The sequence below is a fragment of the Paraburkholderia sp. SIMBA_054 genome (assembly GCF_046534875.1).
In the GTDB taxonomy this organism is placed as follows: Bacteria; Pseudomonadota; Gammaproteobacteria; order Burkholderiales; family Burkholderiaceae; genus Paraburkholderia; species Paraburkholderia hospita.
The window spans coordinates 38,636-53,462 of sequence record NZ_JAWRXV010000010.1 but is presented as its reverse complement, the minus strand read 5'-3'; the positions used below and the strand labels follow the sequence as shown (position 1 = coordinate 53,462).

Below are 14,827 nucleotides of genomic sequence, written 5' to 3'. Positions count from 1 at the left end.
TATACGATTCGTATGACTAACTATTGTGTATGGTTCGCGGGAGTCATTTCTTGTGTTGGCAGGCAGTGCCGGATTCCGTCACCACCTACCGCCTGCCAGATCAACTCCCAGCCGAACTGCCGCCGGACTGTTTCAACGCGCCGATCGATGTGTCCATCGGTTTGAAGCCCGCCTTGAGTTCATTGCGCAGGGCAGTGCGGTTGAGCGCCTTCTCCCAGTTGGCGACCACGATCGTTGCGACGCTATTGCCGACGATGTTCGTGAACACGAATGCACTCGACAGCGCTTTGTGAATGCCGAGAATCAGCGCGATCGATTCCACAGGGATGGTGTTCGACGCGGCCAGCGTAGCGGCAAGCACGGCAATCGCAGCACCGGAAACACCCGCCGCGCCCTTCGACGTCAGCAGCAGCACTGCAAGCAGCACCAGCTGGTCGTGCCACGTCATCGGCGTGTTGGTTGCCTGCGCGAGAAACACGGCGGCAGCGGCGAAATAGAGGCATGTGCCGTCGTGATTGAACGTGTACGCGGTCGGCAAGACGAGGCCCACGACGGATTTTTCGCAACCGAGCCGTTCAAGTTTGTCGATCAGTTGCGGAAACACGGTCTCCGACGAACTCGTGCCGATCACGAGCAACAGTTCGGCGCCGATGTAGCGCATCAATCGCAACAGGCTGAAACCGTTCGCCTTCGCGATCGGCCAGAGAATCAGCACGATGAAAAGCGCGCAGGTCAGATAGAACTCGAGAATCAGCTTGCCGAGCGAGATCAGCGTGCCGAAGCCGAACTTGCTCACCGTGAAGGCGATCGCGCCAAACGCGGCGAGCGGGGCGACCTTCATCGTCAGGCCGATGATCCAGAACAGCGCGCTCGACACCGAATCGATCAGATCCATCGCCGGACGGGCGCGCTCTCCAATCGCTGCGAGACCGAACGCGAACAGCACCGAAAAGAACAGCACCTGCAACACGTCGCCGCCCGCAAACGCGCTGATTGCCGTATGAGGGATCACGTTCAGCAGGAACTCGCTCGTCGTGACGACGTGATGTGCTTTCGCAACATACGCATCGACAGCCGACGAATGGATGCTGCTCATGTCCACATTCATGCCGACGCCAGGCTTCAGCACGTTGATGACGACAAGTCCGATCACGAGTGCGAGCGACGTCACCACCTCGAAGTAGAACAGCGCCTTGATAGCGACGCGGCCTACTTTCTTGAAGTCCTTTACACCGGCAATGCCGCTGCATACGGTGCAGAAGATGATGGGCCCGATCAGCATCTGGATGACGCGGATAAACGCGTCGCCGACGGGCTGCAGGTTGATGCCGAGCTTCGGAAACCAGTAGCCGACGGCAACGCCGAGCGCCATGCCGGCGAGGACCTGGAAAGACAGATCGCGATAGAACGGCTGGCGTCCCCGGGGTTTGGATGCGGCCTTGCCGGGCAAGCTCATGATGTCTCCTTCTGAAACGGCGGCGAATCTGGATTCGCTTGGACTGGTTGGAGCGGTGTCTGTCGAACTAGCGGGCGGCGTCGCCGAGCACGTCGAGGCAGTCTGCAAAAATTTCGTCGACGCTCATCTTGCGCGGCAACAGTTGCTGGCTCTCGCAGAACGAAAGCGTCTCTTCGAGCGGACCGCGCAGCGCATCGATGCCGAACAGCAGCGGATCGGGCTTGCTCGCGTCCCGTACAGTCGCCACCGACTGTTTGCCTCGCAGCAACAGGTCGTAGACGGCCCGTACTGCGTCGGGATGCCGATCGACCAGTTCCTTCCTGACCACGACGACATGATTGATCGGCACATATCGATGCAACCCGTACCACGCGCGATCGGCGGCGGCCGCGTCGGCGATCAGCGGCGCAAGCGCGGGTTCGTCCGGTAGATCGTTGCCGAGGATCGCGGCATCGAGTTCGCCGGCGCGCAGCATCGGCAAGAGTTGCTGGCCCGGTTGCGCGCGGCGCACGAAGGACGGCTCGCGGTATTCGTCCAGATGTGCGCCTTCAAACGTCACCCAATCGATCTTGTCGATGGGCACTCCATAGGTTTGTGCGAGGATGGCCCGCACCCACATGCCCGTGGTCTGCGAATAAGCGCGTACGCCGATTCGCTTGCCTGCCAGATCGTCGACATTCAGTTGTCCGCGTTGCGCATTATAAATAATGCACTTTTGCTGGAAGCGCGCCGCGACCACGGCGGGCAGCAGCACGACGGGCTTGTTGTACGCCTTCGCCTGCAGATAGGTGACGATTGCCAGTTCGCTGACGTCGAATGCCTGTTGGCGCGCCATCGGCGCGAACACGCGATGGATGGGTTCGATGTCCTCGAACACCAGTTCGACGGCGGGATCGGTCAGTTCGCCGGATTTCAGCGCGCGCGTATGCGGATAGGTCTTCAGCGCGGTCTTCAGGCGCAGCGGTGTCCTTACGATGCTCACGTGTTTCTCTCCGTGTCGGCGGGTGCGGCGCTCAGCGGGCGAGCACGGGATAGAGCGCGCGTGCCGTATCGCCGAAAATCGCGTTGCGCGCGTCGGCGGGTAGCGTCGACAGACTGTCGCGCGCATCGGCGAGCAATTGCGGCAGCGTGCCTTCGGCGGCGGGGAAGTTGGAGCCCCATGCGATGCGTTGAGCGCCGAATGCTTCGAGCACGCGCGGGAAGAACTCGGCGGGCGTCGATGCGCCGCGCGAAGCCTCGGCAATCGTGCGATTGGTCAGCTTCAGATACACGCCTCGATGCGACGCAAGGCTGAAGAGCGGTGCGGCCGCTTCGTAGGGCGGGCCGCCTGCCAGTTCCGGGCGCGCGAGGTGGTCGAGCAGCACACGGATGTCAGGGAAGCGCGACAGCATGTTCAGCAACGCGGGAATGCCTTGCGCCGTCATCTGCAGACAGATCGAAACGTCGTGCTTCTGCGCATAGTCCCAGACGGGAAACGAACGCTCGTCGTCCAGCCAGCCCGCCTGGCCCGGCATCGTGCTGCCGGTCGTGAACAGACGCAGGCCACTCAGACCCGCGTCGAGCCAGCGCTGCATCTGCGTGACGGCGTCGGCGGCCAGCACGTCGATCGAGAACACGCCTGCGAAGCGGTCAGGGTGGCTGCGCACCGCCTCGACCACATAACTATTGTCGTTGCCGTATACCGTCGATGCCTGCACGACGACCGCGCGGCCGATGCCGGCTTCATCCATGGCGGCGAGCAAGCCTTCAAAGCTGACGGGCCGCTTCGCCGACCATTCCGATTGATGGCCGCCGACGGGCGCGAGCGGATATCGCACTTTATCCGGGGAAATTGCGTGGGTGTGTGTGTCGACGACGACAGACATGAACTGACTCCTGGCTGAAAACATCATGATCGGACTGACGTAACTGTAAGCGCAGGCGAAGCGAATCCCGCAATATGAACTGCACCCTCCGACATAAATTTTGGTTAAGCTAGGGGTTTTCCACAGCGCATCCTGATGGCATATGTCGACTGTTGAAGGGCTGGAGAGGGACGATGATCTGGCGCGTTTGCGGCGCCTGTTTCTATTCGATGCCGTCTGCGAAACAGGCGGTATCGGCCTTGCGGCGGCGCGCGCGGGACGCACTCAACCGGCCGTCAGTCTTGCCATCGGCAAGCTCGAATCGAGCTTTGGCGGCGCGCTATTCGAGCGCGGTTACGGCGGCAGCGAACTGACGGCAGAGGGCGTGATCCTGCACCGGCGCGTGCGGCGCATGCTCGACCAGATGGAGCGCGCCGTCGCCGATCTGACGGGCGATGCGGACGTGCGTACCGCCCACGTCGGCACGATTTGCCGTCATTTGACGGATTCGCAGGTGCGCTGTCATATCGCCATTGCGCATTGCGGATCGGCAGCCGAGGCCGCGCAACAACTGGGCATCTCGCAACCAGCCGTGCATCGCGCGGCGCGCCAGATCGAGCAGACGGTCGGCGCGACGCTCTACCGGCGCCGCGTGCATAGCGTGTCGGCGAATGCAGCGGGTATCGAGTTCGCGCGCTGCCTGAGTCTCGCGATGTACGAAATCGCGCAGGCTCGCGAAGATCTCGCGCATGCGCGCGGCCAGCTGACGGGCAAGATCTCGCTCGGCGTGCTGCCGATGCTCGCACCGCGTCTTGTCGCGCGCGCGATCGAGCGGCTGCGTCGTCAGTACCCCGATGCCAAGGTGACGGTCGACGAGGGCTCGCATTCGCAGCTGTTGCGAGAGCTGCGCTTTGGCAATATCGATGTGATCATCGGTGCGCTGCGCGAGCCGCGTCTGACGGGATCGATTCAGGAGAACGAGTTGTTTGCGGACCCGTATGTGGTGGCCGTCAGAAAGGGGCATGGGCTCGCGGGCAAAGCGAGGATCGCCGCGCGCGACCTCGCTTCGTTCGACTGGGTGGTGCCGCAACGCAACCTGCCGCGGCGCGCGGCAATCGACTCGATGCTTGCGCGCCTGCCCGGCAAACCGCCGCTCGTGGTCGAGACCAGTTCCCTCGCGATGATGATGGCGATGCTCGTGGAAAGCGATTGCATCACGTTGCTCTCGCGCTCGCAGATCCGCGAGGCGTATCCGGGCAGCGAGATGGTTGCGCTGGAACTCGAGACGCCGGAGGCCAGCCGGGTGGTCGGCTACACGCTCAGAACGGATTGGCTCGGAACGCCGATGCAGCAGGCGTTTATCGAGCAGCTGGTTCAGGAGTGCAGGGCCACGCAGCACGGTCAGGGCGATCGGGACGAGCACAAAGCTTGACCGTGAATCGAAGCGACACGCCATGCCCCTGTAATTCCCGCCTAAGTTTTGGCGCCCAGACTCCGTGCCATGTGTGATCCTTGAAACTTACCGCCTACTTCCAGAGGACGATGATGAAGCACCGATTGGTCACGGGTTTGATAGCAATCAGCATGAGTGCTCTGATTGCCGGGTGTGCATCGCCTGTCGAACGCGCTAACGAGAAAAACGACCTGCTGTCGGCGGCGGGCTTCCATATCGTCCCCGTGACGACCGACGCACAGCGCTTGCAACTGCAGACCTTGCCTCCCAATCGCGTGGTGCAGAAGGTCAAGGACGGCAAGCCTATCTTTCTCTATGCGGACCCGTACTCGTGCGGCTGCCTGTATGTCGGCGACGAAACAGCGTGGGATAACTACAAGCGCGAACAGCTCCAGCAAAAGTTCATCGATCAGGAGCGGATGAACGCGGAGATGAATGAGAATGCGGCGTGGAACTGGAGCATGTGGGGCCCGGGCCCGGGTCCGGGTTGGTGGTATTGACCGGTCGGCTGCGTCGACGCCAGCGATTCATTCGATCGCCCGTGTCGATGCAGCCGATGTAGCGCCTGGACCTGCGTCAGCGGTGGCGATCTTGCCGCCCGGTTCCGACATGCATAGAAGGAAGAAAAGCAGCACAAACCCGGCGACACCCGACAGCACGATGAAGCTCGAGGCAAATCCAGAACGCCCAGATTGACCGCAACCGTGGACGCAGCCAGGCGTCTCGCGCAAGCGAGGTCCGCCCGGAACATCAAGCAGCCGTTTTCAGATTCTCCAAAGCCGCTACCAGCTCGCTCGGGTCGGGGCGCTTCGTGTAATCCGGGCTCACTTCGGCATAAGCGATCGTGCCATCTTGCGCGATAACGTATCGAGCGGGCATCGGCAGCGTCCAGCTCGGCTCGCCGTTGATGACAGGCAGATCGACATTGAAGCCTTTGTAGGTGTCGATCAGCTCGTCTTGCAGCCGGAAGCGGATTCCGAACCCATCAGCCGTCTTGCCGCCTTCATCGACGAGGATCGGATAGCTGAGCTTGTTTTGTCGTTGCGATTTCAGGCTGTTCGTCGCGGTTTGCATCGAGATCGAAACGAGGCTCGCGCCCAGCGCGCGGATCTCGTCCGCGACTTCTTCGATCGCCTGCAGGTCGATGTTGCAATACGGGCACCAGACGCCCCGGTAAAACGTCACGACCAGCGGCCCGTGCTCCAGCATCTCTGCCGACGAGACGACTTCGCCCTCGGCATTGGTCAGCGTGAAAGTCGGTGCGATGTCGCCGACTTTCAGCGAGCGCTCCGCCTGACCCGTTGCGATCAGCTCGGCCGTGGTCCTGTGAAAGACGTCGACGACTGCGGGCGGCGCGACCTTGGTCTCGAAGTTCGACTTGAAGGCATCCAGTTTCTGTTGCAGGTTCATTTCTGACTCCAGTGTTGGCTCGCCGGTGGTGGCGTGAATTCATCATGATTCATTTGCCATGAGCCGGGTATAATGCCTGGATGACTATCAATTATTTGCCACGTGGATGAATGACAAGTTGTCCGTGTTGCGGCTGTTCACACGCGTTGCGCGTACGTCGAGCTTCACCCGGGCGGGGCGGGAACTCGGCATCAGCCAGCCGTCCGTGTCGAGACAGATCTCCGAGCTCGAAGCGGACGTCGGTACGGCGTTGTTCGTCAGGAGCACCCGCGCGGTCAAGCTGACGGAAGCGGGCGTCGATTACCTGACGCGCGTTGAAGCGATCCTCGACGCGCTCGAAGAAGCGGATCACGCCGCGCGCGGATCGACGGAACTGCGCGGACGTCTACGCGTGGCGCTGTCGACGAGCTTTGGCATACGCGAGGTGATTCCGCGTATCGACCGCTTCATGGAGATGCACCCGGCGCTCTACATCGATTTGCTGATGTCGGATGATCGTCAGGATCTGATTACAGAAGGAGTCGATGTCGCAATCCGATTCGGCGCGCTGCCGGATTCGAGCGCGACGTCGAGACTGCTTGGGCGTTCGCCCCGGCTGCTGGTTGCCGCGCCTATCTATCTGGCGCGGAATGGCCGTCCGGTTGAACCAGCCGAACTGAGCCAGCATGCGTTCGTCACGGGCCCGTCGAGTGCCGCGTCATTGGGGTGGACGCTGCGCAAGGACGGGCGTGAAGCGGTTTTTCGAGGGGACGGGCGCATCACATCGACCGTGAACGAAGCGGCCACGGCGGCCGCTGTCGCCGGTTTGGGCATTCTGGTGATCGGTCTGTGGGGATGCCGCAGCGAGATCGCGGATGGCCGGCTCGTGTCAATACTCGAAGACTGGCAACTCGAACCTGTTGAAATCCACGCAGTGTTTCCGACGGGCCGCGCCGCGCGTCCCGCGGCGCGGGCGTTGATCAGCTTTCTGGTGGAGGAGCTTGCACCGATTTCGGTGGATGTCGATGCGAGGATGCGGGGGCGATAGCGACGTTCTAGAAGCTTACGGACGATGGAATCTGGTGCGCGGTATTTCCGCAACGGCAGTGATTTCGATCACCAGATCCGGATGGTAAAGCCGTTCGATCTGGACGGTTGTCGTGACGGGATAGGGCGCTGAGAAAAACTCCGCACGAATGTCGCCGGTTGTCATGAACGCTTCGATATCCGTTGCATAGTGGACCAGCGAAATCACGTCAGTTGTGGATCCGCCCATCGCGCCGAGAACATCACGAATATTTTCCAGAACCTTGCGCACCTGCGCGCGCATATCGCCAGGACCTACCACGCGTCCATCGACGTCCAGCGAAACCTGGCCTTTCAGATGCACGATCTGACCATCGCCCTGAACGACAGCCATCGAGAACGCACCGAATGGTGACCAGACACCGGGAGGGTTCACTGCATCGACCATGGTGTAGCCTCGTGTTGTCAACGACGCGTTCAGATTACGCGCTTTTCCGACTACGGCTTGAGAATCGAGCCCATGCAGAGAGCGTTGATGCGGCGGAACGCGATGTCACCGGACGGGCTTCCTTGGCTTCGCAAAATGTGAATGAGCGAAGAAGCCCGTAAGCAGTGTTAGTGTTGCGTCTTGCCGAAGGCTGATTCGGGTCGATGCGCCGACTCGATCCGCCTACACCTGTGCCTGCCCGCCATCCGCCGTGATCTCCGCGCCATTGATAAAGCTCGAATCGTCGGATGCCAGAAACGTCACCACCCTAGCGATTTCCATCGGATCGGCAAGGCGGCCGATCGGCACCAGCGACGTCAGGTACGACAGCAACCCGTCCTGACCTTCCTTCGTATCGCCTCCGAGTTCCGCGAGGCCGACAGTCCGGGTCGAACCGGGGCTAACGACGTTGACGCGGATGCCGCGGTCCTTCAAATCGAGCACCCAACTCCGCGCGAGGCTGCGCACAGCCGCCTTCGAAGCGCTATAGATGCTGAACGCCTGCGTCCCCGTCGACCCTGCGATCGAGCCGGTGAGAATGATCGACGCGCCGCGCGACATGAGCGGCAGCGCGCTTTGAACGGTAAAGACCACCGCGCGGACATTGCGATTGAAGGTGTCGTCGAAATGCTGCTCGGAAATATCACCGAGCGGCGCCAGCGAGCCGCCGCCTGCGTTGGCGAAAAGAATGTCGAGACGTCCTTCGCGCTCGCGGATCAGTTTCATCAGCGCGTCCAGATCGGCGCTGCGCGTGACGTCGCCCTGAACGCCCGTTGCTGCGTGACCGATTGCGCTCACCGCTGCATCCAGTTCACCCTGACGGCGGCCCGTGACATAAACCTTCGCGCCTTCGCGTGCGAGATCCTGTGCAGCGGCCAAACCGATTCCGCTCGTGCCGCCCGTCACCAGTGCGATTCTGCCTTCCAGTCGTTTGCTCATGATGTCCTCAAATGAAATGAATGAATCGATGTGGCAACGATAAGTGTTTCCTCTGAGTCAATAAATAGGCCGCGCGCTAAATCATTATTTATGGATGTGAATAATCGCGATATGATCGACACGGTCAAACAAAGCGTGGAACCGGAATGGATCAGATGCTCGCATTGCGCGTGTTCGTGCGAATCGCCGAATCGGGCGGGTTCGGCAAAGCTGCCGATACCCTGAACATACCGAGACCTACCGTCACCAAACTGATCCAGGATCTCGAAACTCACCTGCGGGTCAAGCTGTTTCAGCGCTCCACGCGCAAGGTGGCCGTCACCGACGAAGGCCAGGCGTATTACCATCGCGCGCTCAAGGTGCTCGCGGACATCGACGAAATGGACACGCTTTTTGCCGACTCTCGTGGCACACCGCGAGGGCGTTTGCGGGTTGATATAGGTTCGTCGCTGGCCAATCTGATCCTGTTGCCGCATCTTCCGTTGTTCCGGCAGCGCTATCCGGAGATACAGCTCGAACTGGGCGTCAGCGACAGGGAAGTCGATCTGATCGGCGAGGGCGTCGACTGCGTGATCCGGGGTGGCGAACTGACGGACACGTCGCTGATTGCGAGGCGTATCGCGAGCCTCGATTGGGGCACGTATGCGGGCACGGGATACATGAGATCGCGCAAACTGCCGAAGCATCCGGAAGAACTTTACGGCGAGCACGACCTGGTCGGCTATTTCTCATCGCGGACGGGCCGCGTTTTCACGATGTTCTTCGAGCGCGGCGACGAGAAAATCCAGATCGACCCGAAGGGCACGCGAGGGGTTTCCGTCAATGAGAGTACCGCGCATCTGACTTCGTTGGTTAGTGGGCTTGGCGTTGGCCAGACGTTCGCGTTCATGGCGCGTGCGGGACTCGCGAATGGCGATCTCGTTCAGCTTCTTCCTGAATGGAGTCGGCCATTGCATCCTCTACATATCGTGTTTGCGAAGTCGCAACACGACAGCGCGAGGATGCGGGCGTTCGTCGATTGGGCGCTGGAGATTTTCCGGCCGTATGACCGGTTGCACGCGTAGTCCCTTCACAACTCTTCGAACTGGATCGCGCCGCCCTTCATGACTAGCGGAATGCGTTCGCCTTGCCCGAGCAGACACGAGATATCGCGCAAGGGGTTGCCATCCACGACAAGCAGATCGGCCCACGCGCCAGCCGCGATACGTCCGAGCTTATCCGGCAGGCCGAGCACTTCAGCCGCCGTCGTGGTGGCACAGGCGAGCGTCGCTGCATTGCCTAGCACTTCGGCGCGAATGCGGAATTCGTCGCTCTGCAGGCGCTGCGACGGTCCCAGCAGATCCGAGCCAAAACCCATCTTCACGCCCGCGTCGCGATAGATTTCGAGCGAACGCAGCCCAGCCTCGCGCACATCGGCGATCTTCGCAACGCTCTCTTCGCCCAGGCCATACTGCGCGCCCTCCGATGCTAGCGCTTCGTAGGTGACGAGCGTCGGCACGACATACGCGCCCAACTCGGCCATCAGATTCGCCGTCGGTGCGTCGATGAGATTGCCGTGCTCGATCGTGCGTACGCCCCAGCGTACGACGCGCGCAATCGCGTCCGCCGTGTACGCGTGCGCCATCACGTAAGTCTGGCGGGCACGCGCTTCTTCGACGATCGCTCGCACTTCGTCTTCCGCGTAGCCGAATGCGCCTACGGGGTCAGTCGGCGATGCAACGCCGCCCGATGCCATGATCTTTAGATGATCGGCGCCCATCTGCAATTCCTCGCGAGCCGCGCGACGTACTTCATCGACGCCATCGGCGACGCGCGACAGCGCGCCGACCCGCACGCAGCAGCCGCACGGCGCGCTGTCGCCGAGATAGTCCGAGCGGGCGCGCATGTCGCCGTGGCCGCCCGTCTGACTGAGCGCGCGCCCCGCGACGAAAAGGCGCGGCCCCACTGCGAGCCCGCTTTCCACCGCCTGCTTGTGCGGATAACCTGCGCCGCCCGCGTCGCGCACCGTGGTGAATCCGCGCCGCAGCATCGCGCGCATGATGGGCACCGAGCGCAGTGTGACGAGCACATTCGGCATGTGCACCTGCTGGGACAGATTCAGCTGCACGGCCACCACATGCACATGCAGGTCGATCAGACCCGGCATCAGCGTCTTGCCGCGCAAGTCGATCTCGCGCGCGGCTGCGCTTTTCAGCGGTCGGTCGGACACTTCCTTGATAAGGCCGTTTTCGACGAGCACCTGATGCGCTTCGCGCACTTCGCCGCGCTCGACATCGAGCAATCCTGCGTTGGTGAAGAGAATGCTGTCCACTCGTTTCCCCAAGGTTCGGTGAATGATTCGATTCGCTGCGCAAAGCCGGTTTCAGGCTCCGTCGAGCAGCGCCGGCAACGCATACTGCGCAAGCGACTGCGCGATCGGCACGTGATCGTCGCGATACCACGCTCGCGTATGCAACAGATTGAGCGAAGCGAGCGTGCGTCCTTTCCAGCGCACGGGCACGTTCAGCACGCTTTCGCACCCGAGCGACGCGATCAGCTCGTGATCCGCGAACACCGCGCGCAGATCGTCCGGCGTCTTGCCGATGAACGCCTCACCGCGCGTCAGCACGATGTCGGTCCAATTGCCGCCCGACAGCGGCTTCTTTGCCGCCGTTGGATACGCAGCCGGCATGTTGCTGTAGATGCGCGCCGATTCATTCGTCGCGTCGTCGTAGCGCAGTATCGTGAAGAGCGTATGGCCGATCGCTTGCGCAAGGACCTTGTCGAGCGCTTGATAGAGCGCCGCTGGCTGATCTGTGCTCGCCTGCGCGCGAGCCAGCGCGACGAAGGCCTGCAAGCCCTGTTCTTGCACGCCATTCATGCCGCTTCCCCCGCGGCGATGTCTTCGAGCGAACGTCCGCGCGTCGGCACGCCCATCACGACCACGGCAATCGCTCCGAGCAATAGTACGACCGTCGTCACGCCGAACACGCCTGCGAAACCAAAGTTCGGATACAGATAGCCTACAAGAATCGGCGATACGATTGCGCCGATACGGCCGATCGCCGACGCCGTGCCCGCGCCCGTCGTGCGCACCGCCGTGGGAAACACTTCCGCCGTGTAGGCGTATACGCCGGCGTAAGTGCCGTTCATGAAGAACGACAGCCCGATGCCCGCCGCCATGATCTCCTCGTTCGAGCGGGCGAACGCCATGCCCAATGCACACACGCAGCCGAGCAGCATGTACGTCGCGATCGTCGCCTGCCGCCCGATGCGCTCGTTGAACCACGAGGCGCTGAAATAGCCGGGCACCTGCGCAGCGTACATCGCGAGCGAATAGCCGAAGCTGCGCGTGATGCTCATCCCGTGCTGCACGAGCAGGCCCGGAATCCACGTGAAGAACGCGTAGTAGCTGAAGGTGATCGACAGCCACATCAGCCAGGTCATCGTGGTGATGCGCGCCTGGCGTCCCATCCACAGCGCGCGGAAGTTCGCGGCCAGCGTGCCAGTGTGTGCCGGCGGTGGGCTGTTCAAGCTGATGGACTCCGGCTCCGGCAGTGCGATCCCACGAGCCGCGAAGCTGGCTTCGATGCGGTCGAGCACGCGCTTCGCTTCGCCCACATGCCCGCGGCTTTCCAGCCAGCGCGGAGACTCGGGCAGCGAACGGCGCCACCACAACAGCATCAGGATCGGCAGCGCGGTGATCAATAGCACGACGCGCCAGCCTGAATCGAACGCGGGAACGATGAAGTAGCCGAGCAATGCGGCGGCAACGAAGCCGAACGAGAAGAACCCGGCCAGCGCGCCCGTAAAGATGCCGCGATACCGCTTCGCAACGAACTCGGCCAGGTAGGGCGCAATGATCGCGCTCTCGGCGCCCGTTCCCATGCCGGCCACGATGCGAGCGGCAAGAAAGGTCGGCCAGGAATCGGTCATCGCGCTGACGACGGACGCCGCGCAGTAGATCAGCAACGCCGACATCATCACCTTGCGCCGGCCGATCAGATCGCCCAGCGTGCCCGCGAGCAGCGCGCCGAAGAAAAAGCCGATGAAGTTGCCGCTGCCGAGTACGCCTGTTTGCACGCTGGACAAAGCCCAGTCGTGACGCAGTACAGGCAGGACAAACGCGACGGCGGCGGCATCCATTGCGTCGAATGCGTAGCCCATGCCGCCCATCAGCAGCAGGTGCCCATGAAAGCGTCCAAACGGCAGACGCTCGATGCGTGCAGAAACATTTGACACGTTGCGCTCCTTGAGTCTCGACAATCCGGCGTGACGGCGCGGCCGTATGCACGCTCGCGGCGCGCGGTGGACCTTGGTGTGAGGCCGATTCTATGGCTTGTCGAACGTCACAAATATTTATATCCTTGATCCACTACATTGATATCGTGAATGGACGCGCATGAGCTTCCGGTCGCTCGATCTGAATCTGCTGAAGGTCTTCGAAGCCTTGATGACGGAAGGCGCCGTCACGCGTGCCGCCACCAAGCTTTCGCTCACGCAGCCCGCCGTCAGCAACGCGCTGAGCCGTTTGCGCGAAGCGTTCGACGATCCTCTCTTCATCCGCAATGGCGCGGGCGTCACGCCCACACAACGGGCGATGGCGCTGTGGGGACCCGTAGGCGATTCGCTGAGCCGCATTCGCGCCGCGCTCGATGAAGAGACGTTCTCTCCCGGCAGCGCCGAACTCAGCTTCAGCCTGTCGATGTCGGACTACGTTGCGGGCATCGTGATGCCGCGCCTGATCGAACGGTTCGGCGAAAGCGCGCCGCATCTGCAATGGCAGACGGTGCCGAATATCCTGCTTGACGCGCCGGCGCTACTCGAAGGCAGCCGTGTCGACTGCCTGATCGGCGTCTATGTGAACGAGACACTGCCGCCCGCGCACATCCGTTCGCGTTCGCTCTGGAGCGTCGACTACGCATGCGTGATGCGGCGTGGCCATCCGCTCGCGGGGCCTGGCAAGTTGACCACCAGGCGTTTTCTGAATGCGCGCCATGTCGACATCAGCCTTGCAGGGCAGACGCAGCCGTCGTTCGATATTTTTCTCGCGTCGCGCGGTTTGAAGCGCAACCTGGTCGCGTCGGTGAACCACTACACGGTCGCCTGCGAGATCATTCGCTCGAGTGATCTGATCGCCGTGCTGCCGCGCGATCTATGCGAACGCGGCGCAATGGCTGGCGACCTCGTCAGCGTGCGCGCGCCGCTGGAAGCCCCGGAACGCGTCATCAGCCTGTTCTGGCATCAACGCAACGAGACGGTCCCTGCGCATCGCTGGTTACGCGATCAATTGGTCGATATGTTCGTGTCACCTTGAATGCGTCGCCATTCAAGCTTTAGAAAATCTAAATCATCCGCGATCAACGGGCCTCTATTCTTCGTTTTTTTGAGTTCCTATGCTGATCCGTAATCGACGGACAAGCGAATCGTCCGTTTTTTTCAACGGTTGCTGTTTGGAACGGTGATGCTCATGAAAAAGCCGCTGGTTTGTCTCGCACTATTGCTCGCAGCATTGTCCGTACACGCGAAGGAATTGACCGAACTGAAGTTCGGTGTCGATCCCACTTACGCGCCGTTCGAGTCGAAGGCTCCCGACGGCAAGCTCGTCGGCTTCGAAATCGATCTCGGCAATGAGATTTGCCGCCGCCTCCACGCAAAATGCGTGTGGGTCGAAACGGCGTTCGACGGCATCATTCCCGCACTGCAGGGGCGCAAGTTCGACGCGATTCTCTCGGCCATGTCGGTGACGCCGAAACGCGAAACACAAGTGGCATTCTCGACAACCCTGTTCAACACGCCGAGCAGCCTGATCGGACGCGCCGGTGCCGGTCTGCAGCCCTCGGCCGAATCACTGAAGGGAAAGAACATCGGCGTTGCGCAAGGCTCGACACAAGAGGCCTATGCGAAAGCATACTGGGCACCCGCCGGTATCAATGTCGTCTCATACGCCAATCAGGAACTCGTCTACACCGATCTGCGCTCGGGGCGGCTCGACGCGACGTTGACCGACATGATTTCCGGCAGCGAGGGTTTTCTGAAGACGCCGCAAGGGCAGGGCTACGCGTTCCTCGGAGGGCCCGTGAACGATGCGAAGACGCTGGGCAAGGGCGCCGCGATCGGATTGCGCAAAGACGATCCCCAGTTGCGTGAGATGATCAATCAGGCCATTGCCGATATGATCAAGGACGGAACGTACCAGAAGATCGAACGCCGCTACTTCGACTTCGATATCCTGAACGGCTGAGACGATCGAA

The 14,827-nt window shown here is 61.7% G+C and carries 15 protein-coding genes; 6 read left to right on the top strand and 9 right to left on the bottom strand.

Going from position 1 to position 14,827, the window contains the following annotated elements:
* Positions 1-100 precede the first annotated feature (100 nt).
* From dctA to SB822_RS14370, 3 genes are all read right to left on the bottom strand, one after another.
* Entirely contained in the window at positions 101-1,456 is a 1,356-nt protein-coding gene (gene dctA / locus SB822_RS14380) for a C4-dicarboxylate transporter DctA (protein WP_410854985.1), read from the bottom strand.
* Between the two features lie 67 nt (positions 1,457-1,523).
* Positions 1,524-2,438: a hypothetical protein gene (locus SB822_RS14375; RefSeq protein WP_410854984.1), complete on the bottom strand. Its 915-nt coding sequence runs from the start codon at positions 2,436-2,438 to the stop codon at positions 1,524-1,526.
* Positions 2,439-2,469: 31 nt separating this feature from the next.
* Positions 2,470-3,321, bottom strand: coding sequence for an amidohydrolase family protein (locus SB822_RS14370; RefSeq protein ID WP_009770178.1), 852 nt, complete (start codon positions 3,319-3,321; stop codon positions 2,470-2,472).
* Positions 3,322-3,463: 142 nt separating this feature from the next.
* Here SB822_RS14370 and SB822_RS14365 point away from each other — a divergent pair, with 142 nt between their 5' ends.
* Positions 3,464-4,732, top strand: a complete 1,269-nt coding sequence (locus tag SB822_RS14365; protein WP_410854983.1) for a LysR family transcriptional regulator — start codon at positions 3,464-3,466, stop codon at positions 4,730-4,732.
* A 152-nt stretch (positions 4,733-4,884) separates the two neighbouring features.
* On the top strand, positions 4,885-5,253 hold the full coding sequence (locus SB822_RS14360) for a hypothetical protein (RefSeq protein ID WP_236674292.1): 369 nt from the start codon (positions 4,885-4,887) through the stop codon (positions 5,251-5,253).
* 250 nt (positions 5,254-5,503) lie between these two features.
* Here the strand turns inward: SB822_RS14360 and SB822_RS14355 are convergent, their stop codons facing one another.
* Positions 5,504-6,163 (bottom strand): peroxiredoxin-like family protein, encoded by a 660-nt coding sequence (locus tag SB822_RS14355; RefSeq protein WP_086919481.1) that lies wholly within the window; start codon positions 6,161-6,163, stop codon positions 5,504-5,506.
* Between the two features lie 106 nt (positions 6,164-6,269).
* Here SB822_RS14355 and SB822_RS14350 point away from each other — a divergent pair, with 106 nt between their 5' ends.
* Positions 6,270-7,190 (top strand): LysR family transcriptional regulator, encoded by a 921-nt coding sequence (locus tag SB822_RS14350; protein ID WP_114223601.1) that lies wholly within the window; start codon positions 6,270-6,272, stop codon positions 7,188-7,190.
* Positions 7,191-7,205: 15 nt separating this feature from the next.
* Here the strand turns inward: SB822_RS14350 and SB822_RS14345 are convergent, their stop codons facing one another.
* Complete coding sequence (locus SB822_RS14345; RefSeq protein WP_410854982.1) at positions 7,206-7,616, bottom strand: RidA family protein; 411 nt, start codon at positions 7,614-7,616, stop codon at positions 7,206-7,208.
* Positions 7,617-7,838: 222 nt separating this feature from the next.
* Complete coding sequence (locus SB822_RS14340; RefSeq protein ID WP_410854981.1) at positions 7,839-8,594, bottom strand: SDR family NAD(P)-dependent oxidoreductase; 756 nt, start codon at positions 8,592-8,594, stop codon at positions 7,839-7,841.
* Positions 8,595-8,740: 146 nt separating this feature from the next.
* On the opposite strand from SB822_RS14340, the gene SB822_RS14335 reads away from it, so the two are divergent.
* Entirely contained in the window at positions 8,741-9,658 is a 918-nt protein-coding gene (locus tag SB822_RS14335; RefSeq protein WP_079502393.1) for a LysR family transcriptional regulator, read from the top strand.
* A gap of 5 nt (positions 9,659-9,663) precedes the next feature.
* On the opposite strand, the gene SB822_RS14330 is transcribed toward SB822_RS14335, so the two are convergent.
* From SB822_RS14330 to SB822_RS14320, 3 genes are read right to left on the bottom strand one after another with little or no spacing between them, the layout of a single operon-like run.
* Positions 9,664-10,905 (bottom strand): metal-dependent hydrolase family protein, encoded by a 1,242-nt coding sequence (locus SB822_RS14330; RefSeq protein ID WP_079489990.1) that lies wholly within the window; start codon positions 10,903-10,905, stop codon positions 9,664-9,666.
* 51 nt (positions 10,906-10,956) lie between these two features.
* Positions 10,957-11,454: a GAF domain-containing protein gene (locus SB822_RS14325; protein ID WP_079489987.1), complete on the bottom strand. Its 498-nt coding sequence runs from the start codon at positions 11,452-11,454 to the stop codon at positions 10,957-10,959.
* Positions 11,451-12,815: an MFS transporter gene (locus SB822_RS14320; protein ID WP_007736857.1), complete on the bottom strand. Its 1,365-nt coding sequence runs from the start codon at positions 12,813-12,815 to the stop codon at positions 11,451-11,453. Before SB822_RS14320 ends, SB822_RS14325 begins: the two co-directional genes overlap by 4 nt.
* Positions 12,816-12,975: 160 nt before the next feature.
* On the opposite strand from SB822_RS14320, the gene SB822_RS14315 reads away from it, so the two are divergent.
* The gene (locus SB822_RS14315) at positions 12,976-13,890 is read left to right on the top strand and encodes a LysR family transcriptional regulator (RefSeq protein WP_410854980.1); all 915 of its coding nucleotides are present in this window, start codon (positions 12,976-12,978) and stop codon (positions 13,888-13,890) included.
* Positions 13,891-14,043: 153 nt separating this feature from the next.
* Positions 14,044-14,817, top strand: coding sequence for an ABC transporter substrate-binding protein (locus SB822_RS14310; RefSeq protein WP_007736854.1), 774 nt, complete (start codon positions 14,044-14,046; stop codon positions 14,815-14,817).
* Positions 14,818-14,827 lie beyond the last annotated feature (10 nt).

Bases quoted from the DNA above. Each gene is read 5' to 3' on its own strand.
- dctA (WP_410854985.1), bottom strand. From the start codon at position 1,456: ATGAGCTTGCCCGGCAAGGCCGCATCCAAACCCCGGGGACGCCAGCCG.
- SB822_RS14370 (WP_009770178.1), bottom strand. From the start codon at position 3,321: ATGTCTGTCGTCGTCGACACACACACCCACGCAATTTCCCCGGATAAA.
- SB822_RS14365 (WP_410854983.1), top strand. From the start codon at position 3,464: ATGTCGACTGTTGAAGGGCTGGAGAGGGACGATGATCTGGCGCGTTTG.
- SB822_RS14360 (WP_236674292.1), top strand. From the start codon at position 4,885: ATGAGTGCTCTGATTGCCGGGTGTGCATCGCCTGTCGAACGCGCTAAC.
- SB822_RS14355 (WP_086919481.1), bottom strand. From the start codon at position 6,163: ATGAACCTGCAACAGAAACTGGATGCCTTCAAGTCGAACTTCGAGACC.
- SB822_RS14350 (WP_114223601.1), top strand. From the start codon at position 6,270: ATGAATGACAAGTTGTCCGTGTTGCGGCTGTTCACACGCGTTGCGCGT.
- SB822_RS14345 (WP_410854982.1), bottom strand. From the start codon at position 7,616: ATGGTCGATGCAGTGAACCCTCCCGGTGTCTGGTCACCATTCGGTGCG.
- SB822_RS14340 (WP_410854981.1), bottom strand. From the start codon at position 8,594: ATGAGCAAACGACTGGAAGGCAGAATCGCACTGGTGACGGGCGGCACG.
- SB822_RS14335 (WP_079502393.1), top strand. From the start codon at position 8,741: ATGGATCAGATGCTCGCATTGCGCGTGTTCGTGCGAATCGCCGAATCG.
- SB822_RS14325 (WP_079489987.1), bottom strand. From the start codon at position 11,454: ATGAATGGCGTGCAAGAACAGGGCTTGCAGGCCTTCGTCGCGCTGGCT.
- SB822_RS14315 (WP_410854980.1), top strand. From the start codon at position 12,976: ATGAGCTTCCGGTCGCTCGATCTGAATCTGCTGAAGGTCTTCGAAGCC.
- SB822_RS14310 (WP_007736854.1), top strand. From the start codon at position 14,044: ATGAAAAAGCCGCTGGTTTGTCTCGCACTATTGCTCGCAGCATTGTCC.